At 53.8% G+C, this 19,172-nt stretch carries 19 protein-coding genes; 10 read left to right on the top strand and 9 right to left on the bottom strand.

Annotated features, from left to right (window positions below; translation table 11 throughout):
* Nucleotides 1-222: 222 nt before the first annotated feature.
* A complete protein-coding gene (locus ACO6S1_RS14880) occupies nucleotides 223-981 on the bottom strand; it encodes a prepilin peptidase (protein WP_422343411.1) in 759 nt (252 codons plus the stop codon).
* A gap of 162 nt (nucleotides 982-1,143) precedes the next feature.
* On the opposite strand from ACO6S1_RS14880, the gene ACO6S1_RS14875 reads away from it, so the two are divergent.
* Nucleotides 1,144-2,334 carry an acetyl-CoA C-acyltransferase gene (locus ACO6S1_RS14875; RefSeq protein WP_422343410.1) on the top strand — a complete coding sequence of 397 codons (1,191 nt, stop codon included), beginning with the start codon at nucleotides 1,144-1,146 and terminating at the stop codon, nucleotides 2,332-2,334.
* Nucleotides 2,335-2,406: 72 nt separating this feature from the next.
* Here the strand turns inward: ACO6S1_RS14875 and ACO6S1_RS14870 are convergent, their stop codons facing one another.
* Both ACO6S1_RS14870 and ACO6S1_RS14865 read right to left on the bottom strand, forming a co-directional pair.
* On the bottom strand, nucleotides 2,407-3,099 hold the full coding sequence (locus ACO6S1_RS14870) for a PEPxxWA-CTERM sorting domain-containing protein (RefSeq protein WP_422343409.1): 693 nt from the start codon (nucleotides 3,097-3,099) through the stop codon (nucleotides 2,407-2,409).
* Nucleotides 3,100-3,457: 358 nt separating this feature from the next.
* The gene (locus tag ACO6S1_RS14865; RefSeq protein WP_422343408.1) at nucleotides 3,458-3,949 is read right to left on the bottom strand and encodes an SH3 domain-containing protein; all 492 of its coding nucleotides are present in this window, start codon (nucleotides 3,947-3,949) and stop codon (nucleotides 3,458-3,460) included.
* 113 nt (nucleotides 3,950-4,062) lie between these two features.
* Here ACO6S1_RS14865 and ACO6S1_RS14860 point away from each other — a divergent pair, with 113 nt between their 5' ends.
* Both ACO6S1_RS14860 and ACO6S1_RS14855 read left to right on the top strand, forming a co-directional pair.
* Nucleotides 4,063-5,091, top strand: a complete 1,029-nt coding sequence (locus tag ACO6S1_RS14860) for a 2-hydroxyacid dehydrogenase (protein WP_422343407.1) — start codon at nucleotides 4,063-4,065, stop codon at nucleotides 5,089-5,091.
* A gap of 125 nt (nucleotides 5,092-5,216) precedes the next feature.
* Nucleotides 5,217-6,530 (top strand): ammonium transporter, encoded by a 1,314-nt coding sequence (locus tag ACO6S1_RS14855; protein WP_422343406.1) that lies wholly within the window; start codon nucleotides 5,217-5,219, stop codon nucleotides 6,528-6,530.
* Nucleotides 6,531-6,548: 18 nt separating this feature from the next.
* On the opposite strand, the gene ACO6S1_RS14850 is transcribed toward ACO6S1_RS14855, so the two are convergent.
* From ACO6S1_RS14850 to ACO6S1_RS14825, 6 genes are all read right to left on the bottom strand, one after another.
* Nucleotides 6,549-7,211, bottom strand: a complete 663-nt coding sequence (locus ACO6S1_RS14850) for an FkbM family methyltransferase (RefSeq protein WP_422343405.1) — start codon at nucleotides 7,209-7,211, stop codon at nucleotides 6,549-6,551.
* Nucleotides 7,212-7,405: 194 nt separating this feature from the next.
* On the bottom strand, nucleotides 7,406-7,867 hold the full coding sequence (locus ACO6S1_RS14845; protein ID WP_422343404.1) for a GNAT family N-acetyltransferase: 462 nt from the start codon (nucleotides 7,865-7,867) through the stop codon (nucleotides 7,406-7,408).
* Nucleotides 7,868-8,181: 314 nt separating this feature from the next.
* Nucleotides 8,182-8,511: a PilZ domain-containing protein gene (locus tag ACO6S1_RS14840; RefSeq protein ID WP_422343403.1), complete on the bottom strand. Its 330-nt coding sequence runs from the start codon at nucleotides 8,509-8,511 to the stop codon at nucleotides 8,182-8,184.
* A gap of 85 nt (nucleotides 8,512-8,596) precedes the next feature.
* Nucleotides 8,597-10,000, bottom strand: coding sequence for an NAD(P)H-dependent flavin oxidoreductase (locus ACO6S1_RS14835; RefSeq protein ID WP_422343402.1), 1,404 nt, complete (start codon nucleotides 9,998-10,000; stop codon nucleotides 8,597-8,599).
* A gap of 98 nt (nucleotides 10,001-10,098) precedes the next feature.
* Nucleotides 10,099-11,238: a glycosyltransferase family 4 protein gene (locus tag ACO6S1_RS14830; protein ID WP_422346206.1), complete on the bottom strand. Its 1,140-nt coding sequence runs from the start codon at nucleotides 11,236-11,238 to the stop codon at nucleotides 10,099-10,101.
* A gap of 31 nt (nucleotides 11,239-11,269) precedes the next feature.
* Nucleotides 11,270-12,133: an alpha/beta fold hydrolase gene (locus tag ACO6S1_RS14825; RefSeq protein ID WP_422343401.1), complete on the bottom strand. Its 864-nt coding sequence runs from the start codon at nucleotides 12,131-12,133 to the stop codon at nucleotides 11,270-11,272.
* 60 nt (nucleotides 12,134-12,193) lie between these two features.
* On the opposite strand from ACO6S1_RS14825, the gene ACO6S1_RS14820 reads away from it, so the two are divergent.
* The 7 genes from ACO6S1_RS14820 (at nucleotide 12,194) to ACO6S1_RS14790 (ending at nucleotide 19,169) form a co-directional block, all read left to right on the top strand.
* Nucleotides 12,194-13,594 carry a protein adenylyltransferase SelO family protein gene (locus ACO6S1_RS14820; protein WP_422343400.1) on the top strand — a complete coding sequence of 467 codons (1,401 nt, stop codon included), beginning with the start codon at nucleotides 12,194-12,196 and terminating at the stop codon, nucleotides 13,592-13,594.
* Between the two features lie 136 nt (nucleotides 13,595-13,730).
* Nucleotides 13,731-15,143 carry a succinylglutamate-semialdehyde dehydrogenase gene (astD, locus tag ACO6S1_RS14815; protein WP_422346205.1) on the top strand — a complete coding sequence of 471 codons (1,413 nt, stop codon included), beginning with the start codon at nucleotides 13,731-13,733 and terminating at the stop codon, nucleotides 15,141-15,143.
* A 96-nt stretch (nucleotides 15,144-15,239) separates the two neighbouring features.
* The gene (cobA, locus tag ACO6S1_RS14810; protein WP_422343399.1) at nucleotides 15,240-16,043 is read left to right on the top strand and encodes a uroporphyrinogen-III C-methyltransferase; all 804 of its coding nucleotides are present in this window, start codon (nucleotides 15,240-15,242) and stop codon (nucleotides 16,041-16,043) included.
* Complete coding sequence (locus ACO6S1_RS14805) at nucleotides 16,040-16,336, top strand: DUF2849 domain-containing protein (RefSeq protein WP_422343398.1); 297 nt, start codon at nucleotides 16,040-16,042, stop codon at nucleotides 16,334-16,336. Before cobA ends, ACO6S1_RS14805 begins: the two co-directional genes overlap by 4 nt.
* 2 nt (nucleotides 16,337-16,338) lie before the next feature.
* Entirely contained in the window at nucleotides 16,339-17,970 is a 1,632-nt protein-coding gene (locus ACO6S1_RS14800) for a nitrite/sulfite reductase (protein ID WP_422343397.1), read from the top strand.
* On the top strand, nucleotides 17,963-18,388 hold the full coding sequence (locus tag ACO6S1_RS14795; RefSeq protein ID WP_422343396.1) for a DUF934 domain-containing protein: 426 nt from the start codon (nucleotides 17,963-17,965) through the stop codon (nucleotides 18,386-18,388). The genes ACO6S1_RS14800 and ACO6S1_RS14795 overlap by 8 nt, the downstream gene beginning before the upstream one ends.
* On the top strand, nucleotides 18,381-19,169 hold the full coding sequence (locus tag ACO6S1_RS14790; RefSeq protein WP_422343395.1) for a phosphoadenylyl-sulfate reductase: 789 nt from the start codon (nucleotides 18,381-18,383) through the stop codon (nucleotides 19,167-19,169). Before ACO6S1_RS14795 ends, ACO6S1_RS14790 begins: the two co-directional genes overlap by 8 nt.
* Nucleotides 19,170-19,172: the final 3 nt, after the last annotated feature.

Below are 19,172 nucleotides of genomic sequence, written 5' to 3'. Positions count from 1 at the left end.
AGACATGTGTAAGTCTTTTTGGAAGTCTCGTCCTTGCTCAAGTTGCTGGTATTAAAGGGTTTTTGGCTAATTTTTTAAGGTAGAATGCAATTTTGAGTGCAGCGCGTCTACCAATTCCACCACAGGGGCTGATATGCGTTGCCGCAGACTGGCATTTGCAAAATCGACGCCCTGTTAGCGGAGTGGATTTGTGCTGGCAACCCTCTGTGTGTGCCTTTCCAGCTAAAGAATATATCCGCCGGTCATGGTCTGTATAATCCACAGCGGAAAGGCAGTGATCGCCATAAAGCTTCCCAAGGGCAAAGAGGTGTCTGATGCTATTGCGCCGCCCCGAAGCCGCGTCACCCCTGCGGACGTCAGGCCGACGAGAGCGGCCAGCAAAATCACCAGAGGAATTGCCGGCCATCCGAGCCAAAGACCGATTGCGCCCAATAGCTTTGGATCACCACCGCCCAGCCCCTCACGTCCACGCAGGCGCCGGTAACTCCAACCGACCAGAAAAAGGGACAGGAAGCCGACACCGCCGCCGATCAAGCGATCCATAATATTGGGTTCGAGACCAAAATAGGAAGCAGCCAGCCCCGTTGCTGCCAATAGAAAAGTCAAACGGTCTGGCAACCAGTGATGCTGGGCATCAAGCGCCGCCAGTGTCAGAAGCAGCCAACCGAATATGGCGCCGAGCAAACCGCCTGCGCCAGGCTCAGCGAACAAGGCCACGCCGCCGATCAGGCCAGCACATAATTCAATCTTCAGATGATCGGAATCAATCGCTTTGCCGCAATGAGCACATTTGCCTCTGCGCAGAAAATAGCTGATCACCGGAACAAGATCCAGGGCGCCCAGGGTCTGTTTGCAATGATCGCATCGTGACCGGCCTTTCAGCACCGATTCTCCAACCGGCCAACGGACGACAATGGTCGCCAGAAAACTGCCGATAATCAGTCCAAGCACGACGCCGGCGATGGGATAATATGCGTCCACGTGCCGCACCCTGAACGGATTTCAGTTTCTACTCAAGCGTTCGATCACTAGCTGACATAAACCCGACGCGATGATTGAAAAACCGGTTTTCCACGCTTATGTGCAACAGCAACAGTGCGCGCGGCTTTGCAGTCGTCCATATCCTTACGAAAGGCTTTCTCTATGTCTCAATCCGATCCTGTCGTCATTCTCTCTTATGCCCGCACACCCATGGGCGGCATGCAAGGCGCATTGGGAGATGTCAGTGCACCCGATCTTGGTGCGGTCGCTGTTCGCGCTGCAGTTGAAAGGGCCGGCATTAACGGCGCCGATGTAGAGCGTATTTATATGGGCAACGTCCTGTCCGCTGGTCAAGGCCAGGCCCCTGCCCGACAGGCAGCGATATTGGGCGGCCTGCCGGAATCGGTTGAAGCCACCACCGTGAACAAAATGTGCGGCTCCGGCATGCAGACCGCAATCATGGGCGCTGAAGCTCTGGCCGCCGGGTCGGTGGACATGATTGTCACTGGCGGTATGGAAAGCATGACCAACGCGCCCTATTTGCTACCCAAAATGCGTGGCGGCGCCCGCCTGGGACATGCCCAGGCAATGGATCACATGTTCCTCGACGGGCTGGAAGATGCCTATGACAAAGGCCGCGCAATGGGCAGCTTTGCGGAAGAAACCGCTGGTGAATATCAGCTTACCCGCGAAGCGCAGGACGAATATGCCATAGAATCGCTGGCCCGTGCAAAAGCCGCCGTCGAAGGTGATGCCTTTGATGACGAAGTTGTGGCCGTCGAAGTCAAGACACGCAAAGGCAGTGTCACCGTCGACAAGGACGAACAACCGCTAAAGGGTAATCCTGATAAAATTCCGCAACTGCGTCCGGCATTCGCAAAGGACGGCACGATTACCGCAGCGAACGCCTCTTCGATATCGGACGGTGCTGCGGCTATGGTACTAACCCGCGCGAGTGTGGCCGAAGCAAAAGGATTGAAGCCAGTTGCACATGTCGTGGCACATGCGGCCCATGCCCACGCGCCGGCGAAATTCACCACAGCACCGGTAGCCGCGATCCAGAAGGTTCTCGACAAAGCGGGATGGTCTGTTGCTGACGTCGATCTCTGGGAAGTGAACGAGGCTTTTGCCTGCGTCGCGATGTTTGCGATGCAGGATATCGGGATCGCGCGTGAAAAGCTGAACGTGAATGGCGGCGCAACCGCCCTGGGTCACCCGATTGGTGCCAGCGGTGCCCGTATAATGGTGACGCTGATCGCCGCTTTGAAAAAGCATGGCCTCAAAAAAGGCGTAGCTGCATTATGTATTGGCGGCGGCGAAGCGACTGCGGTGGCCATTGAGCTGGCCGACTAACATTTTTCAAGACCAATTAAAAAGGGGCGGAAAAGCAATGCTCCCCGCCTCTTTTTTAATTCAATCAGGTTATCAGGCGAAGCTGACCGTCTGACGGCTTTTCTTGCGGCGCAATGCTCCGCCAACAGCACCAAAGCCAAAGATCATGAATGCCCAGGTTGCAGGCTCTGGCACGGCGGTCAGATTGAAATTCAAATCCCAATGCGCTGGCCGCTCGCCGTTCGCGCCTTCAACCAGCAACCATGAAGACCCGCCGAAAGCGCCATTTTTCGCATTGGCACCCAAACCATATTGGAAAGCGTGACCACCCGCGAAAGGATTGGCGCGCAGCATATATTCATAGCTGTCAATCGTGATCGAACCGGTTGCTGTGGTGAAGAAATCCACGTCCTGCGTGTCCGTCACCGGATCATAAGCAAGGCCGCCTTCCTGTTTATAGGTAAAGGCTGAACCGAAGGTGGTTTCGAGGAACCCACCAAAACTCAAATTGATCTCGGCGACATTGTTCGAACCGTTAATCGCTGTCCCTGTCAACGTGCCTGTCCCGGCGACAGTATCGACCGTAAAAATCGTTCCGGATTGAAAAGCATAGAAACGGTCTGAACCAATATTGGTGTTATTTGTCCAAAGTCCGTGCTTGTTGCTGCCCGCTGTATAGTTGCTGGCGTTAAAAATCAGCACTTCTGCCGAAGCGGCGGTCGCGGAAAGCGTCGTTGCTGCCAAAGCGGTAGCGGCCAACGCCAAAGTCTTCTTTGTCTTCATCATATTATCTGCCCCAAATCATCCAAATCACACAGCTCGAAACAGCCCCCACTGCATCTCGCCATTAAACATTCAAAAGCGATAAGTTCAGACCGGTCCAAGGCCGACTTGCGTTCTGTTGTTTCACCAACCGAATCTCGCTTTCCGTCTATAGATTAGAATAAATTCAGTCAGTTGGGCAAATCCGTTACCTTTTTTTAAGGAACTATTTACCAGAATTGACACGAATTCAGTGTGATAATGGCTGGCCTGACGGCGAAACGCGATACCATGTCCCAATATGTGACAATGACGGTTAACCATCCTGCTGCAAAACCGCCGGCATTCTGTTTCATTTTGGGTCACTTATGACGGGGCACCGCTATTTTAGCGGCTCATCTCCCCAGATCGCGTCCTGCGCGATATAGCCACGACGACCGGTCACATCGAGAAGGCACCAGCCATTTTCACATTGGGTGATTTTGCCCACAACACCTGGTTGCGCGCGCCAGATAACCTTCGCATCCGCTGCCGGCTTTGATCGCAATACCTGCACCTGCCCCTTGTCTCCGACTACAACAGCGGTTTGGGTTGCGCTCAAAAGGCGGGCATGCATCCAGCCTTGCGCGCCATCGGGATCCTCGACTTTGCGCCAGGCTTTGTAACGCGCGAGTATTTTTACCGGCAACCGTTCCCTTTTATATATCCACATCGTCGGATATTCTGTGCTGGGTCCGGTTCGCATTCGTGCTTCGGGTTCATCAATCGACGCCCAATATGGCGGCTCTTGCTGCGCCATCGCAGGCGTCGCCGTAGCCGCCATCAATATGGGCAGTCCCAATGACAAAAGATGTTTCGAATTAGATTTACCCATCGTCCAAATACTAATCATGCCCCCGGATGCCCATAGCCATAAACTGAAAGACGAGGCCACGACAAGCGCCACCTGCTTGACCTGATGTAAAATTCAGGCATAGCAACGCCGTTATGGCTGAAACAAGATCATCAGATAATATGGAACCCGAAAAATCCAGACCGGCCAAACCGCGCGTCATCGTTACACGCGAACTGGCCGACAGCATTCATGACCGGATGGCGGAGTTGTTTGATGTCGTGCCCAATCTCACTGATCGGGCCTTTACCCGCGATGATCTGATCGCGGCGATGGCCGATTGCGATGTTCTGGTGCCCACTGTGACAGACCATATCGATGCCGAAATGATCGCAGCCGCGCCTGAACGCCTTAAGCTCATTGCCAGCTTCGGTGCCGGTGTTGACCATATTGATCTTGCTGCCGCCCGTGCGCGCAAAATATTGGTTACGAACACGCCCGGCGTGTTCACCGAAGACACGGCCGACATGACGATGGCGCTGATCCTGTCCGTTCCGCGGCGTTTGGCCGAGGGTGAGAAACTGATGCGGTCCGGCCAATGGGAAGGCTGGAAACCCTCTGGCATGCTCGGCCATTGTATCGGCGGCAAGAAACTGGGCATAATCGGCATGGGCCGCATTGGTCAGGCGGTCGCACGCCGTGCATCCGGCTTTGGACTATCGATTGTCTATCACAACCGCCGACAGTTGCCGCCAGCAGTCGAAGAGTCGCTAAACGCCAGCTATGTCGAAGAGTTGGACGACCTCATTCGGACCTGCGACATTATCACCATCCACTGCCCCCACACTCCGGAAACGCACGAGCTGATCGATGCGAACCGGATCGCGATAATGAAACCCTCTACCTATCTGATCAACACGGCGCGCGGCGATCTTATCGACGAGAACGCCCTGATCGAAGCCCTGCAGGACGAAAAAATCAGCGGCGCCGGCCTCGACGTCTATACCCGCGAACCAGCCGTCGACGAGCGACTGCTCAAATTGAAAAACGTCGTACTGTTGCCTCACATGGGCAGCGCTACTTTTGAAGGACGCGAGGCTTCCGGTGAGCGCGTTATCGCCAATATCCGTGTCTGGGCCGACGGTCATCGTCCGCCGGATCAGGTCCTGGAGGGTTGGGTCTGAAGCTGGTTTGAGACAAATGCAGTTTGTTGCCGGTTGTGCAGCAAGCGGCTCTCGACTAGTAAATCGCCAAAATATGATTCGCCAGAGCGAACATGCGTAATAAAATTATGTCCTTGGGGGATCCAATGAAATATCTGAGTAAGTTTCTTGCCACGATCAGCGTTGCGATATTGGCGTCGGCACCCGTTTTTGCGCAAGATGTCATTGATCCCAACACCGATGTTGCCAATACCGGTGACACCGCCTGGATCTTGACTTCCACCGCCTTGGTGCTGTTGATGACCCTGCCAGGACTGGCGCTATTCTATGGCGGTCTTGTCCGCTCCAAGAATTTCCTTTCGGTATTGGTGCAATGCATGGCCATTGCGGGCATCGTCTCTGTTTTGTGGGTTGTCGTGGGATATACGCTCGCTTTCGGAACCGTAACCAACGGCATATTGGGCAATGGTATCAACTGGATGTTTGGCAATCTTGGCAATGTCCGTGAAGGCACTACCATTCCGGAATCGGCATTTGCGATGTTCCAGATGACCTTTGCGGTGATCACCCCTGCCCTGATGGTCGGCGCCTGGGTCGATCGCGCCCGCTTCGGCTGGGTCGTGGCTTTTTGTTCGCTCTGGTTGCTCGTTGTTTATGCTCCTGTAACCCATTGGGTCTGGGGCGGCGGCTGGCTCGCAGGCCTGGGTGTTCTCGATTTTGCTGGCGGCATTGTTGTTCACACCACTGCGGGAGTTTCTGCGCTGGTCGTCGCGATCATGATGGGCAAGCGCATTGGCTGGCCCAAAACGCTTATGCTGCCTCATAGCCCTGCCCTGACCGTTGCCGGTGCTGGCTTGCTTTGGGTTGGTTGGTTCGGCTTTAACGGCGGCTCAGCATTGACGGCGACCGATGACGCCTCCTCTGCAATCATCAACACCCATGTTGCCGCCTCTATGGCCGCATTGGTCTGGATTTTGATTGAACGTATCAAGGTCGGGAAATCGACCGCGGTCGGCGTTGCAACCGGCGCCATTGCCGGTCTTGCAACGATCACACCAGCGGCAGGTTTTGTCGGCCCGGGTGCGGCCATCATCATCGGCGCGGCCGCCGGTCTGGTCTGCTTCTTCGCAGTCGGGCTGGTGAAGAATGGCTTCCAGATTGACGATAGCCTCGATGTTTTTGCAGTTCACGGTGTCGGCGGCATGCTCGGTTCGCTTCTGCTCGCGCTGTTCATCAGCGAAGGTCTGGGCGGCACAGGCTATGGCGAAGACATGGCCTTTGGCAGCCAGTTTGTTGCACAGCTAATCGGTGTCGGCGCGGTAGCCATCTGGTCCGCTGTAGCGACCGCGATTCTGGGCTTTGGTATCAGCTTCATCCTGCCGATGCGGGTCAATGAAGACGACGAACGCGATGGGCTGGACATTGCCAGCCATGGCGAGCGGGCGTGGGATCTGGACTAAGCGATCTGAATCGAACGTTTAAAAGTTGAAGAATTCCGGCCGGAGCACAGATCCGGCGCGGGCAAATAGCAGGTCAATCTGCACCAGATGATTGCGCGGGCGGCTGAATCCAGACACTTCCGTCGGATAAAATCCGCGCTCGGCCATGAACGATACGACCTCGGGCAGAAGCGGCGCGCCTTCATTATATTGCAGCATCGCGGTTTCCAGCTGCACCAGACCAGCGCGTTCGAGCGTTTTATCGGCTCCCTGCAACACCTGAAGCTCGGCGCCCTGAACGTCTATTTTCAGGAAGATATCATCCACGGGATCAAGATGCTCGTCGACCACATCATCCAGCGTCCGGGTTTGCAGTTTCAGTTCCTTGCGCGGCGCATCGCTGGCCTCGGGCATGAAGGATGATCCGGTTCCCATTTCGTAGAAGGTGACCTCCTGCCCCGCTGTTGCGCCGAGAACCGCCGTTTCACATTTCACATGCGGCAATTCTTGAGTCAGCGCATCGAGGCCCGCGCGCAGCGATGGCTGCGCTTCCACCATGAGCATCGGCATCGGGCCGAAAATCCTGCCTGCCAGCCGCGTCCAGTCGCCCTTGAAAGCGCCCACATCGATAATGGCCTTGGGCTTGAAGCCATTTTCAACCAGGCGGTGATAGACAATTTCTTCCGAGGACCGCGCAACCATATCGGCCACATGTCTTTGAAGGGACGGCGTTCCTGTCCGAAACAGACGGCCGATTATGCGCTGGGATAGTGATGGCGATGACATATTCGGCCTATTGCGAGAAATGCAGCGGCTGTCAAACAAACCGGAATCCCGTAACCATCTTCGTTAGTAGTCAGGCACATATGACACGAACCAAACGGCTTTATCTTGCTCTACAGGTCCAGATGCAGAAACTGGTTAAAGTCGCTCGCTTCATAACCACCGAATGCCGCACCGTTCTCAAAGCCATATTTACGGTAGAGGTTGAGGGCCGCATCAAACTCGGCGCCGGAACCGGTCTCCAGACTGAGCCGGTTATAGCCGCGGAGTTTCGCGACGGAAATGATATGGTCCAGAATCCGGGCCCCGACACCTTTGCGCAAATAGGCCGCGTCAGTGCGCATGGATTTGATCTCACCCGCCGTATCAGACAGTTCCTTCAGGGCGCCAACACCCATCAGACGCTCGCCATCCCAGCCCGTCCAGACGGAGACATCGGGTGCTTTCAACCCGGTGAGATCCAGCGCGTATACGCTGCCCGGCGGGGAGTTTTCCTGCATGCCAGAAAGATGCGCGGCCAATAGCGCCTGGACCGGCTTTCCGGTGAGGTCATCCAATCGAATATCCATCGGCATTGCTCTTTCCTACAACCCTTTCGAAATGCTATATGTAGCCTTGGCTTTTTGACAATTTAAATCTTTTCTTTCTGGCTGTTATGCCGGGCTCACCAAGCTCACAACTTTTGTGTCACAAGTTACGAAAAGTACGTGTGAATTGTGTGAACTTTGAAAACCGGGGTGAGAGCAGGCCTCTTCTTTTGATCAACAAAAGACGGGTGTGATTTGTGTGAACTTTGAGCGCGCAGCGCTATCGTCTTCATGGTCACATGACTAGCAGAGACCATGTGTGAATCGTGTGAACTTTGAAAGCCGGACAATGCCCGTCGATCTTAGGAAGCCAGTGTCAGATTCCGTAAAATCTCGGTATCAAGTGCGTCGGCAAAACGGCATCCGGCTTGCTTTGTTTTCTGCCAGACCAATGTGGCTTTCATTGGAGCCTGCTGGTTTACGGTGACGGTTACATTTTCGCCTTCTTGGAAGACGGCGTCTGCTTCAATCCGGCATCCGTAGATCGAAATGTCCAGCAATGTCGCGACAATGGATTTACTGCCTTTGCGTTTTAACGATGCACTGGAAACGGTGACTTCATGACGCGGAACGGCCCGCCGATTCAATGCTGCTGGCTCCACTTTACGGTATCTTGTTGACTTCAACGCCACGTCTACCTCCTGCCTAATCTCAACCCACCTGTAACGACAGGTAAATGGGAAAAGGTATCAAAAGGTTAACGGCACGAAAGCATGTCTATTCGCCGGTCAGGATGCGATCGACCAATTGTTTGACCGTTGGGACGAACCCGTTGGAATAAAAAGGATCCTTGCCAAAATTATAGGCCCCGTGTCCGGCGAACATTAAATGTTCCTCGATCGGAGAACCATGGACAATTTCCTGCAATGACTTTTGGATACAAAAGCTGCGAGGGTCCGCGAGTCGCCCGGTGCTGAAATTATCATGGTCTTTCCAGGCAGAGAATCCGCAATGTGACAGACAGCCCATGCAGTCCGCCTGATCCTTGCGGATCATCTTGGCTTCGTCCGGTGTGGTGAAAACAATCGTGTTGTCTGGAGTCTTGAGCGCCATGGTAAAACCGAGGCCGTCCCATTCGCGCGCACGCAACAGATCGTTCCGCGTCACCCAGAAATTCTTGCCCTTTACGCCGACATCCAGTTGATGCGTATGCTCACCTGCCTTTTCGGTCGAATAGGGTATCTGACGTTCGGAACGCGCTTCAAGGCTACGCAGGAATGCGTTGCGGACGGCAGATGAATAGAAGCCGGTCGGCGAGAATTTGTGTAGCAGCACATCGCCTTCCTTGATCTTGGTCAGTTCATTTTTCCAGCTATCCGGGATCGGGCTTTCTTTCGTCAGCAACGGCCGCGTACCAAACTGAAAGGCGATCTGGCCAAGTTCGTCATTGTCGATCCAGTTGTCCCAGTCCTTCAGGGCCCAGACACCGCCAGCCATGATGATTGGCACGCTGTCGTCTATGCCTTCGCCGCGCATGGTTTCCCGCAAGGTTTTGACGCGGGGATAGGGATCTTCCGGCTTGCGCGGATCTTCCGCGTTACTGAGACCGTTATGGCCGCCGGCCAGCCAGGGGTCTTCATAAACAACCGCTGCCATAAGGTCGGAAACCTTGTGATAGGCGCGCTTCCACAAGGCGCGAAAGGCGCGGGCCGAGCTGATGATCGGCAGATAGTTCACGCCATATTGTTGGGCTATTTCAGAGAGCTTGTAAGGCATGCCGGCGCCGCATGTGACGCCCGCTACCATACCCTTGGTCTGTTCAAGCACGCCGTGCAGGACCTGCTGGGCACCGCCCATTTCCCAAAGGACGTTGATATTGATCGCGCCCTTGCCATTGGACATTTCGAACGCGCGGGTGACCTGCGCTACGGCGCCATCTATCGCATATTTGACAAGCTCTTCATGCCGGGCACCACGGGTTTTGCCATGATAGATTTGCGGGATCACATTGCCATCGGCATCATAGCTGTCTGCATTAACCGCCGAGACAGTTCCGATTCCGCCAGCCGCCGCCCATGCTCCGGAACTGGCATGATTGGTCGCAGCAACACCTTTGCCACCCTCGATCAACGGCCAGACTTCTCGACCGTTATACTGGATTGGCTTGACCCCTTTAAACACTATACTCTCCTCATATGCCCCATAACTGCCTTATAGACAGCGCATGGCAAAATTGTGCGAAAAAATCTGCAAATGCCCAAACTAATTGTAATCTCTAACTATGAACCAAATTTTGGCCGTCCCAGCGCGTGCCCATATAATAACGCATAGCGCGCCAACATCTTGCTTTCATTATATTCTGCCTGCGCTTTCATCCGGTTTTGCGCGCCAATATCGCCGCGCAACTGTTCATGCTGGACGAGTGTTGTGAGCGCTTCAACAAACTGGGCTTCATCATCAGCAGGTTTTATGAATCCCTGATTGGCCTGACATACCATGGATTTGATGTCACCAACATCGGTTGCTGCCACAGGAAGGCCGGCTGCCATCGCTTCGATCAACGATATCGGAAACTGCTCGCTGTCAGATGAGAGGGCAAATATATCGAAAAGCCCAACATATCGGGAAGGATCAGGCAAAAAGCCGGGCATGAGCAGGCGATCTTCCATCCCGCACCGCTGTGCTTCTGCCAATATCGTTTCTTTTTCCGGGCCTTCACCAACGATGACCAGTTTGACGTTGTCCCCTGCCGCCGCGCAAGCACGGACGAGCCGCGGCAAATTCTTGATCGCGCGGAGACCCGCAAGTGTTCCGACGACCACTTCTTGCTTCGTTCTTTTAAAGCCCGGCAGCGCCCCGCGCTGCGGCTTTTTGTCAAAACGCTTCACGTCTATGCCGTTCGGAATGCGGTGAACCTTTTCTTCGGGCTGTTTCCAGACCGACTGTGCGATGGTTTGCAACCGTTCAGATGGCACCACCAGTGCCTGACTGCCGCCCAGGGCGAACGTCCGGAACATGTTGCGTTTCCAATTGAGCTTCTTGCGCTCATCCTCGTTGAAGCCGTCTTCATGATGGATCAATGGCGGCAGGCCCTGGACGCGCGAGAATAATGTCCTTGCCATCACCCCGTCCATCGATCCCCAGTTATAGGACAGGATCAAATCAAAGTTCAGAAAATAGGCGACCAGTTCGCGGTAACGCTTTAATGACGGCTTCCCGGCCAGTGAAGGCGCATCTTTCGGAAAATTTACCTTTATCTTCGCGTCAATCGCGTCCCGGGCAGAAAGGCTGTCAGGCTCTGCTGACAATATCGTATGCTCTGCCTGCCCGCCAAAATGGTTCATCAGTCGCACCGCACGCGCTTCCTTGCCGCCAAGATTGAACGTGCTGTGCATATGCAAGATTTTGGAAGACTTCATCGGCTGTGCTGGTTTTTCAAATGTTGGAAAATTATTCGATGCGTTGAAGCAATGCGGCAATCGCGTCAAGCGATGTTGGCTCCTCCAAGCTGGGCGCATGCCCGACCCGCGGGATCGTCACCAGCTCGCCTTGCTCTAATATTCCCAGCATTTTTCGGGCTGTTGCATCGCTGAACAAATCTGATAGCTCGCCGCGCAAAATTAGCGTTGGCACTGCTTTGAGAGCTTCGAGCATTTGCCACATGGCGTCGCTGCCGCCGCCCTTGCTTTCAAACGGTTCCGATATTTTCATATCATAGTCCAGCTTGATCCGACCCGAACTGTTCATGCGATATACCTTCTTGGCGAACGCGATCCATTCTTTGAGGGTGTAATCTGGATATATATCACCCCCGGATTCTGCCAAATCACGGGCCGCATGAGCCCATGTATCAAAACTGCGCCCCTGCCCGACATATTCCCCGATCCGATCCAATCCCCGTTGATCTATCTCTGGGCCAATATCGTTTAACAAAGTGCCTGCAACACGCCCCTGATGCTTAGAGGCCATGACCATGGTGACAATACCACCAAGTGATGTTCCGAAGAATATCGCTTTGGGTACATGGATTTCGTCCATCAGCCGGATTATATCGTTCACGTAGGTTTTCGGATTATAGGTCCCACTGTCATTTGCATATTCACTGGCACCGCGACCACGCAGGTTCACCATGATAACGCGGCGCTCGGCCATCAAATGCGTTCCCAGATGTTCGAAATCCCGAACATTCCGCGTCAACCCGGGGATGCATATGATCGGTATCTTCTTACTATCCGACGGATAGTCACGATAATGCAGTTTCAAACCGTCTCCGGATTGCCAATATTGATCCTGATAGAATTTCTCTTTGGTCATATTTGTAGTTCCCCCCGGTTCTGACTTGCCGCAACCCCGATTAGTCCCCACTATCAGGAAATGCCATATAAACCACAAGCAGAACCCTCCCCTTCACCCTATCGCGCGGATGTCAAGATTACCGGTCTGGGTGAAAAAATCGGCGACCCGGTAAAACCGGCGCAATTTCCCAAGCACATTCTGCGCTTTCGTAATGATCGATGGGGTCAGACAATCGGCCTGGCAGATCTTGGCGAAGAAGACTGGCTCGATCATTTCGGTGGATTTGCGCCCTTGCCCGGCAATTTGAATCCGCCGCTTGCGTTGCGCTATCACGGCCATCAATTTCGCAACTATAATCCCGAGATAGGCGATGGTCGCGGATTTCTGTTTGCGCAGATGCGTGACCATGAAAACCGGCTAATGGATTTGGCCACCAAAGGGTCCGGAACTACGCCGTGGAGCCGATCGGGCGATGGACGCTTGACCCTGAAAGGCGGTGTGCGCGAAATCCTTGCCACTGAAATGCTCGAAGCGCTTGGCGTTGATACATCAAAAACCTTTGCACTCGTCGAAACGGGTGAGGCACTGGAACGAAATGACGAGCCCTCGCCTACCCGTTCCGCTGTCATGACGCGGCTCAGTCACAGCCATATCCGTTTTGGCACTTTTCAACGCATCGCCGCGGAACAGAATGAAGATTTGATGCACGCGCTGATCGATTATTGTCTCACCCATTTCTTTGGTGGCGCGAAAACCGATAATCCCGCCACGGAAATGTTCCAACATGTTGCCAACAAAGCAGCGCAATTGGCCGCCAGCTATATGACCGCCGGGTTTGTTCATGGCGTGCTCAACACAGATAACATCAACATCACTGGCGAAAGTTTCGATTATGGCCCGTGGCGCTTCACACCCTATTGGGAACCCGGTTTTACCGCAGCCTATTTTGATCATGAGGGATTATATTGTTTTGCGAGGCAACCAGAAGCCTTGCATTGGAATCTCGCACAATTGGCCAGCGCGCTGAGACTGGTTTGCGACAGTGATCCTTTGGTTGCCACGTTAGAGGGCTTTCCGCGATCCTATGGCGAAGCGTTTACGGAGCATTTCTGCTGGCGGCTTGGTCTGGAAAGCGAAGGTTTCGATAAAGACAAACCGCTGGTGGTTGCGGCTGAACAGGCGTTGAGTCAAAAAACGGTAACGATTGACCAGTTCTTTTTTGACTGGGGCCATGGCACCATCGCCGACCGAAAAGGTTACGAAACCGAAGAATTCAAATCCTTCACCATGGAAATGAGTCAACGAAAACGTGCAAGAAAATCAAAACACGTCTATTGGCAAGCAGATACTCCCTGCTCTCTGCATATCGAAGAGGTTGAATCAATCTGGGATGCCATCGCGCAAGATGATAACTGGCAACCGTTAACCAGCAAAATTGAGGCAATTAGAACCATGGGCCAGGCACTTAGAGATTTGTAACGAAAAGTAACTCTTTGTATGAACGCATGCGAAAGAAATTAGCGTTTTAGTTGCTGGATTTTTATGCTGTATCAGCTAGTTAGAGTTCGACATAAACGTAATGATTGTTTGATTTGAATATCACTGTAACGGATTGATTTTGACACAACTTATTTCAACAGAACCGGCTACTGGCGCAATCCTATGGAAGGGCGAAGCAGGCGATGCCGACAGCGCCGTTGCGATGGCCCGGAAATCTTGGCCGGCTTGGGCCGCGCTTCCGCTAACCAAGCGGATTGAAGCGGTACGCCGCTATGCCAATCGCATTAGAAACCAGTCGGAAGAACTGGCCGAGTTGATCGCTCGTGAAACCGGGAAACCAATCTGGGAATCGCGGACGGAAGCAGAAGCGGTTGTCAAAAAAATAGATATTTCCGTGAAGGCCTATGCCGACCGTACACCGCAACGACAATTACCAAGCCAGCCCAATATGCGCGCGGCTTTAAGGCACAAGCCGCATGGTGTTCTCGCGGTTTTAGGCCCATATAATTTCCCTGCCCACCTGCCAAATGGGCACATCGTTCCAGCACTGATTGCCGGCAATACTGTCGTTTTCAAGCCATCTGAAAAAACACCGGCTGTCGGCCAATTCCTGGTTGACGCCTTCACCAAATCCGGTTTGCCCGATGGTGTCGTAAACATTCTGCATGGCGGTCCAGACGTGGGCAAGCAGCTAACGGCAAATCAAGATATTGATGGTGTGCTGTTTACCGGGTCGGCGCAAACGGGGATTGCCCTTAATCGCCAATTTGCGACGCGACCTGATAAAATTCTGGCTTTGGAAATGGGTGGCAATAACCCGATAATCGTCTGGGATACTGACGATATCTATAGTGCCGCTGTACTGGTCATCCAATCTGCATTTTTGTCGGCTGGACAACGCTGTTCTGCAGCAAGCCGGATGATCGTGAAAGATGAGCTCTATGATCGCATCGTAAAGGAAGTAAAGCGGATCGCGGATCGCCTTATTATCGATGAACCTTTCAGTAAGCCTGCACCCTTTATGGGCCCGGTTATTGACAATGAGGTTGCAGACGGTCTGACCGAGAGTTTTCTGGCACTGATGAGCCACGGTGGTCGCCCGATCAAACATATGGCGCGGCCAATTGACGATCGCCCTTTTCTTACGCCGGGCATTATTGATGTCACTGACATGGAAGAGCGACCCGATATTGAATTGTTTGGCCCGATATTACAGATCATTCGCGTGGCTGACTTTGAAACCGCCATCGCAGAAGCCAATAACACCCGATACGGCTTGTCCGCAGCCTTGATCGGCGGCACAGCCAAGCAATATGATCAGTTTTGGTCCCACAGCCGGGCGGGTATCGTCAACTGGAACAAGATGACAGTCGGAGCTTCTTCTGAAGCACCTTTTGGCGGAATAGGGCTCTCCGGAAACCATCGCCCAAGCGCTTATTATGCCGCTGACTACTGCGCTTATCCGGTTGTTTCGATGGAAGCAGAGCAAACCCGGGCATCAATAGGTGTCGGCCTTAAAGACGAATGACAGTTTTTGACGTCCAAAAACGGCGAATAGTATATCTTAGGTCGCTGAAAAAACTTCTGCTTTGATCGCGGCGGCTTAACGGCGCATATCGGCTCAATGGAAAAAGCTAATCTCTCCACCGCTCGTCAATTGCAAAAAAGCGGCATTGTCTATCTGGTCGGTGCCGGCCCCGGTGATCCGGAGCTTTTGACACTTCGCGCGGCTCGCTTGCTTTCAGAGGCTGACATTATCGTACATGATGGTCTGGTAAGCGCAGATATCCTGGCTATGGCGCCTGATACAACGACGCGAATTTCAGTGGCCAAACAACGATCACGCCATAGCATGCCGCAAGACGCGATTAACGCCTTGCTGATTGCTGAAGCCCAAAAAGGTCATAAGGTTGTGCGCCTGAAAGGCGGTGACCCTTTTATTTTTGGTCGCGGCGGCGAAGAGGCGAGTGACTGCATTAAAGCGGGCGTGCAGGTGGAAGTGGTACCGGGCATCAGCGCTGCTCTCGGCTGTGCCGCTCAGGCAAAAATGCCCCTGACCCATCGTGATGCATCGAGCGCCGTCTCATTTGTTGCGGGCCAATGCAAAGGGCTTTCTGACCAGAATTGGTCTGGACTCGCGGGCAAAGGTCGTACGCTGGTCATCTATATGGGCGTCGCAAACGCCGAAGCGATTGTTGAAAAACTCATCGCTGACGGTGCCTCACCCGACTTGCCAGTTGCGGTGCTTGAAAACGGAACACGGGATAATTTTCGGGCGCTCCAGACACTGCTGACCGATCTCGGCGATCTTGTGCGGCGTGAAAAAGTAAAAAGCCCGGCGCTTTTGGTCGTCGGTGAAGTCGCTCGCTATGGTGACGCAACCGATAAATTTCTTGAATATGCCCAAATGGCGGGAGTGGAATTTTGAAAATACTAACCGGAAATGATCTCAAAACAGGCGATGTGACCTGGTGGACCGGAAGCGACTGGTCGCGCCATGTCGAAGATGCTGTAGATGTCGGCGAGAATTTCGAAGCCATCTTGCGCGAAGAAGAAGCCGCGCGCCGGGTCAATGTTCCCTACGCGATTGAAGCAGAGATGACCGACGACGGCCCTCGCCCTGCGCATATCAAAGACCGCGTGCGGGCGCTGGGACCAACAGTAAGACCGGATTTAACATTAAAGCCAGCCGACCCTGAGGCTGGAAACTGGGTGATTTAGCCATGTATCAATATGACAAATATGACCAGCAGATGGTCGACACACGGGTTGCGGAATTTCGTGACCAGGTCGAACGCCGCCTTGCGGGTGAGCTGACAGAAGACCAGTTTAAACCGCTGCGCTTAATGAACGGACTCTATTTGCAGCTGCACGCCTATATGCTGCGTGTCGCCATCCCCTATGGCACGCTTAACAGCAAACAGATGCGGATGCTCGGTCACATTGCGCGCAAATATGACCGCGATTACGGGCATTTTACCACGCGTCAGAATATTCAGTATAACTGGATCAAGCTGGAAGATGCGCCAGATATCCTCGCCGATCTCGCATCAGTCGAAATGCACGCGATCCAGACGAGCGGCAACTGCATTCGCAATATCTCATCCGACCAATATGCCGGGGCAGCAGCCGACGAGATCGCTGATCCGCGGCCTTGGGCAGAAATCCTGCGCCAATGGTCGAGCTTTCACCCTGAATTCTCATATCTGCCACGCAAGTTCAAAATTGCCGTGATTGCGAGTGATGAAGATCGTGCAGCAATGCGCCTTCACGACATTGGGATTCAGCTCGTTCACAAGGACGGCGAACTGGGCGCGAAATTCTTCGTTGGCGGCGGCATGGGCCGGACACCGATGATCGGCCCCGAAATCCGGGATTTTGTGCCTGCAGACGAGCTGATCAGCTATGCCGAGGCCTGCCTGCGCGTCTACAACCGCTACGGGCGGCGCGACAATAAATATAAAGCGCGGATCAAAATCCTCGTCCATGAATTGGGTAAGGAAGAATATACCCGCCAGGTCGAAGAAGAATTCGCCCATATGAGAACGCTGGGCCTTAATCCTCCAGTGGAAGAGCTAGCGCGCATTTCAGAATATTTTGTCGATCCGCCTTTTGATCCCGATGCGCGTGATGACCTTGATCTGTCAGATCCGGATTTCAACCTTTGGGTGGATCAGAATACTGTCGAGCACAAGCAATCGGGCTATGCGATTGCAGTCATCAGCCTGAAACCGCAAGGCGGCATTCCCGGTGATGCCTCATCAGCGCAGATTGATCTCATGGCCGACCTCGCTGAGCAATATAGCTTTGACGAACTGCGCGTGACCCACAGCCAGAACATCGTCCTACCCCATGTCAAAAAGAGCGATCTCTATGCGCTCTGGCAGAAACTGGATGAAGCGGGTCTCGCACCGGCCAATCTTGACCTGATCACCGACAGCATCGCCTGCCCTGGCCTGGACTATTGCAGCCTCGCCAATGCACGCTCTATTCCGCTGGCACAGAAGATCAGCGAACGTTTCGCTGATCTCGGCCGTCAGCGCGAATTGGGCGAGTTAAAGCTGAAAATTTCCGGCTGCATCAATGCCTGTGGGCACCATCATGCCGGCCATATCGGTATATTGGGTGTCGATCGGAAAGGCACCGAAAATTACCAGTTGCTGCTTGGCGGTTCTGCTGCCGAAGACACCAGTCTCGCCAAAATCACCGGCCCCGGCTTTAGCGAAGATGGGGTGATCGATGCGATTGAAACCGTGACCAATGTCTATCTCGAAGAACGGCAGGAGGACGAGCGTTTCATCGACACCTATCGCCGCGTTGGCATGGAACGGTTCAAGGAGGCTATTTATGGTTGAGGCAATCCGTTTTCGCGATGACGACGTCCATGAAGAGCCAGCCGTGTCGCTGGATGCCTTTCTGGATCAGTCCAATGCCACTGCCGTGCGGATCGAGGCGGGTGAAGATGCTCGGCTGCTAATTCCGTTACTGGAGCGCCTGGCCTTGATTGAGATTGATTTCCCTGTCTTCGGCGATGGCCGTGGCTATTCCGCTGCACAAATCCTGCGCGAGGCCGGCTATAAGGGGGAATTGCGTGCCAGCGGTGACGTGCTAGTCGATCAGATCGCCTATATGCGCCGCTGCGGTTTCGATGCCTTCGCACCTGATGCGCCCATTGATCCGAAAGTCATGGACAAAGCGCTGGAACTTTATGACGCTGTTTATCAGGGAACTACAGATAACCGCGCGCCCATTTGGAAATTACGTCATGGGTGAGCCAGCTCGCAAAATCGATATAATCGATGCACGCCCTAACTTCACGCAGGCGGATGCCGACGCGCTGAACGCGCGTTTTGAAGGCGTCCATGCGTCAGCGATGCTTAAAGCCCTGTTCGAGGAAGGCAATCTTGGTGAGGTGGCAGTTGTTTCCTCATTCGGAACCGAAAGCGCAGTGCTGCTACATCTGGTCGCTGAAGCTGATCCCTCGATTCCCGTGACCTTCGTCGACACACTGAAAATGTTCCCCGAGACGCTGGAATATCGCGAAACGCTGATTGAAACACTGGGCATTCAAAATGCCAATATTGTGCGTCCTGACCCGGTCGTCCTTGCCGCAAAGGACGGGAACGAGCTGCGCTGGTCCTTTGATCCCGATGGTTGCTGTGAAATCCGCAAGGTCGAACCTTTGGCGCGTGCCAAATCCGGTCTCAACAGCTGGATTTCCGGTCGCAAGGCCTTTCAGTCGGTCACCCGCCAGAACCTGCCACGCTTTGAGGTTGAAGACGGCCGCCTGAAAATCAATCCGCTCGGCGATTGGGTCAAGGATGATCTAGAAGCCTATTTCGCAGAACATGACTTGCCCCGCCATCCGCTGGAAGCACAAGGCTATCTCTCGGTTGGCTGCGCGCCTTGCACGTCCAAAGTCAAACCAGGCGAAGACCCAAGAGCTGGTCGCTGGCGCGGATGGGACAAGACCGAATGCGGTATCCATGAGGACGTCACGCCGTTGCCGACTGCAGATGATGATGAAAATGGTGCAAACGACCCGATTTTTTAACCA

Origin of the sequence: Parasphingorhabdus sp., from assembly GCF_965233695.1 — a bacterium.
Taxonomy (GTDB): Bacteria; Pseudomonadota; Alphaproteobacteria; order Sphingomonadales; family Sphingomonadaceae; genus Parasphingorhabdus.
The sequence above is the reverse complement of the archived record's forward strand: the minus strand, read 5'-3'. Positions and strand labels throughout refer to the sequence as shown.

Excerpts from the sequence above, each read along its gene's own strand:
- ACO6S1_RS14855 (WP_422343406.1), top strand. The coding sequence starts at position 5,217 with ATGAAATATCTGAGTAAGTTTCTTGCCACGATCAGCGTTGCGATATTG.
- ACO6S1_RS14825 (WP_422343401.1), bottom strand. The coding sequence starts at position 12,133 with ATGACCAAAGAGAAATTCTATCAGGATCAATATTGGCAATCCGGAGAC.
- ACO6S1_RS14820 (WP_422343400.1), top strand. The coding sequence starts at position 12,194 with ATGCCATATAAACCACAAGCAGAACCCTCCCCTTCACCCTATCGCGCG.
- ACO6S1_RS14790 (WP_422343395.1), top strand. The coding sequence starts at position 18,381 with ATGGGTGAGCCAGCTCGCAAAATCGATATAATCGATGCACGCCCTAAC.
- ACO6S1_RS14830 (WP_422346206.1), bottom strand. The coding sequence starts at position 11,238 with ATGAAGTCTTCCAAAATCTTGCATATGCACAGCACGTTCAATCTTGGC.
- ACO6S1_RS14870 (WP_422343409.1), bottom strand. The coding sequence starts at position 3,099 with ATGATGAAGACAAAGAAGACTTTGGCGTTGGCCGCTACCGCTTTGGCA.
- ACO6S1_RS14795 (WP_422343396.1), top strand. The coding sequence starts at position 17,963 with ATGGTTGAGGCAATCCGTTTTCGCGATGACGACGTCCATGAAGAGCCA.
- ACO6S1_RS14875 (WP_422343410.1), top strand. The coding sequence starts at position 1,144 with ATGTCTCAATCCGATCCTGTCGTCATTCTCTCTTATGCCCGCACACCC.
- cobA (WP_422343399.1), top strand. The coding sequence starts at position 15,240 with ATGGAAAAAGCTAATCTCTCCACCGCTCGTCAATTGCAAAAAAGCGGC.
- ACO6S1_RS14800 (WP_422343397.1), top strand. The coding sequence starts at position 16,339 with ATGTATCAATATGACAAATATGACCAGCAGATGGTCGACACACGGGTT.
- ACO6S1_RS14860 (WP_422343407.1), top strand. The coding sequence starts at position 4,063 with ATGGCTGAAACAAGATCATCAGATAATATGGAACCCGAAAAATCCAGA.
- ACO6S1_RS14845 (WP_422343404.1), bottom strand. The coding sequence starts at position 7,867 with ATGCCGATGGATATTCGATTGGATGACCTCACCGGAAAGCCGGTCCAG.
- ACO6S1_RS14850 (WP_422343405.1), bottom strand. The coding sequence starts at position 7,211 with ATGGTTGCGCGGTCCTCGGAAGAAATTGTCTATCACCGCCTGGTTGAA.
- ACO6S1_RS14865 (WP_422343408.1), bottom strand. The coding sequence starts at position 3,949 with ATGGGTAAATCTAATTCGAAACATCTTTTGTCATTGGGACTGCCCATA.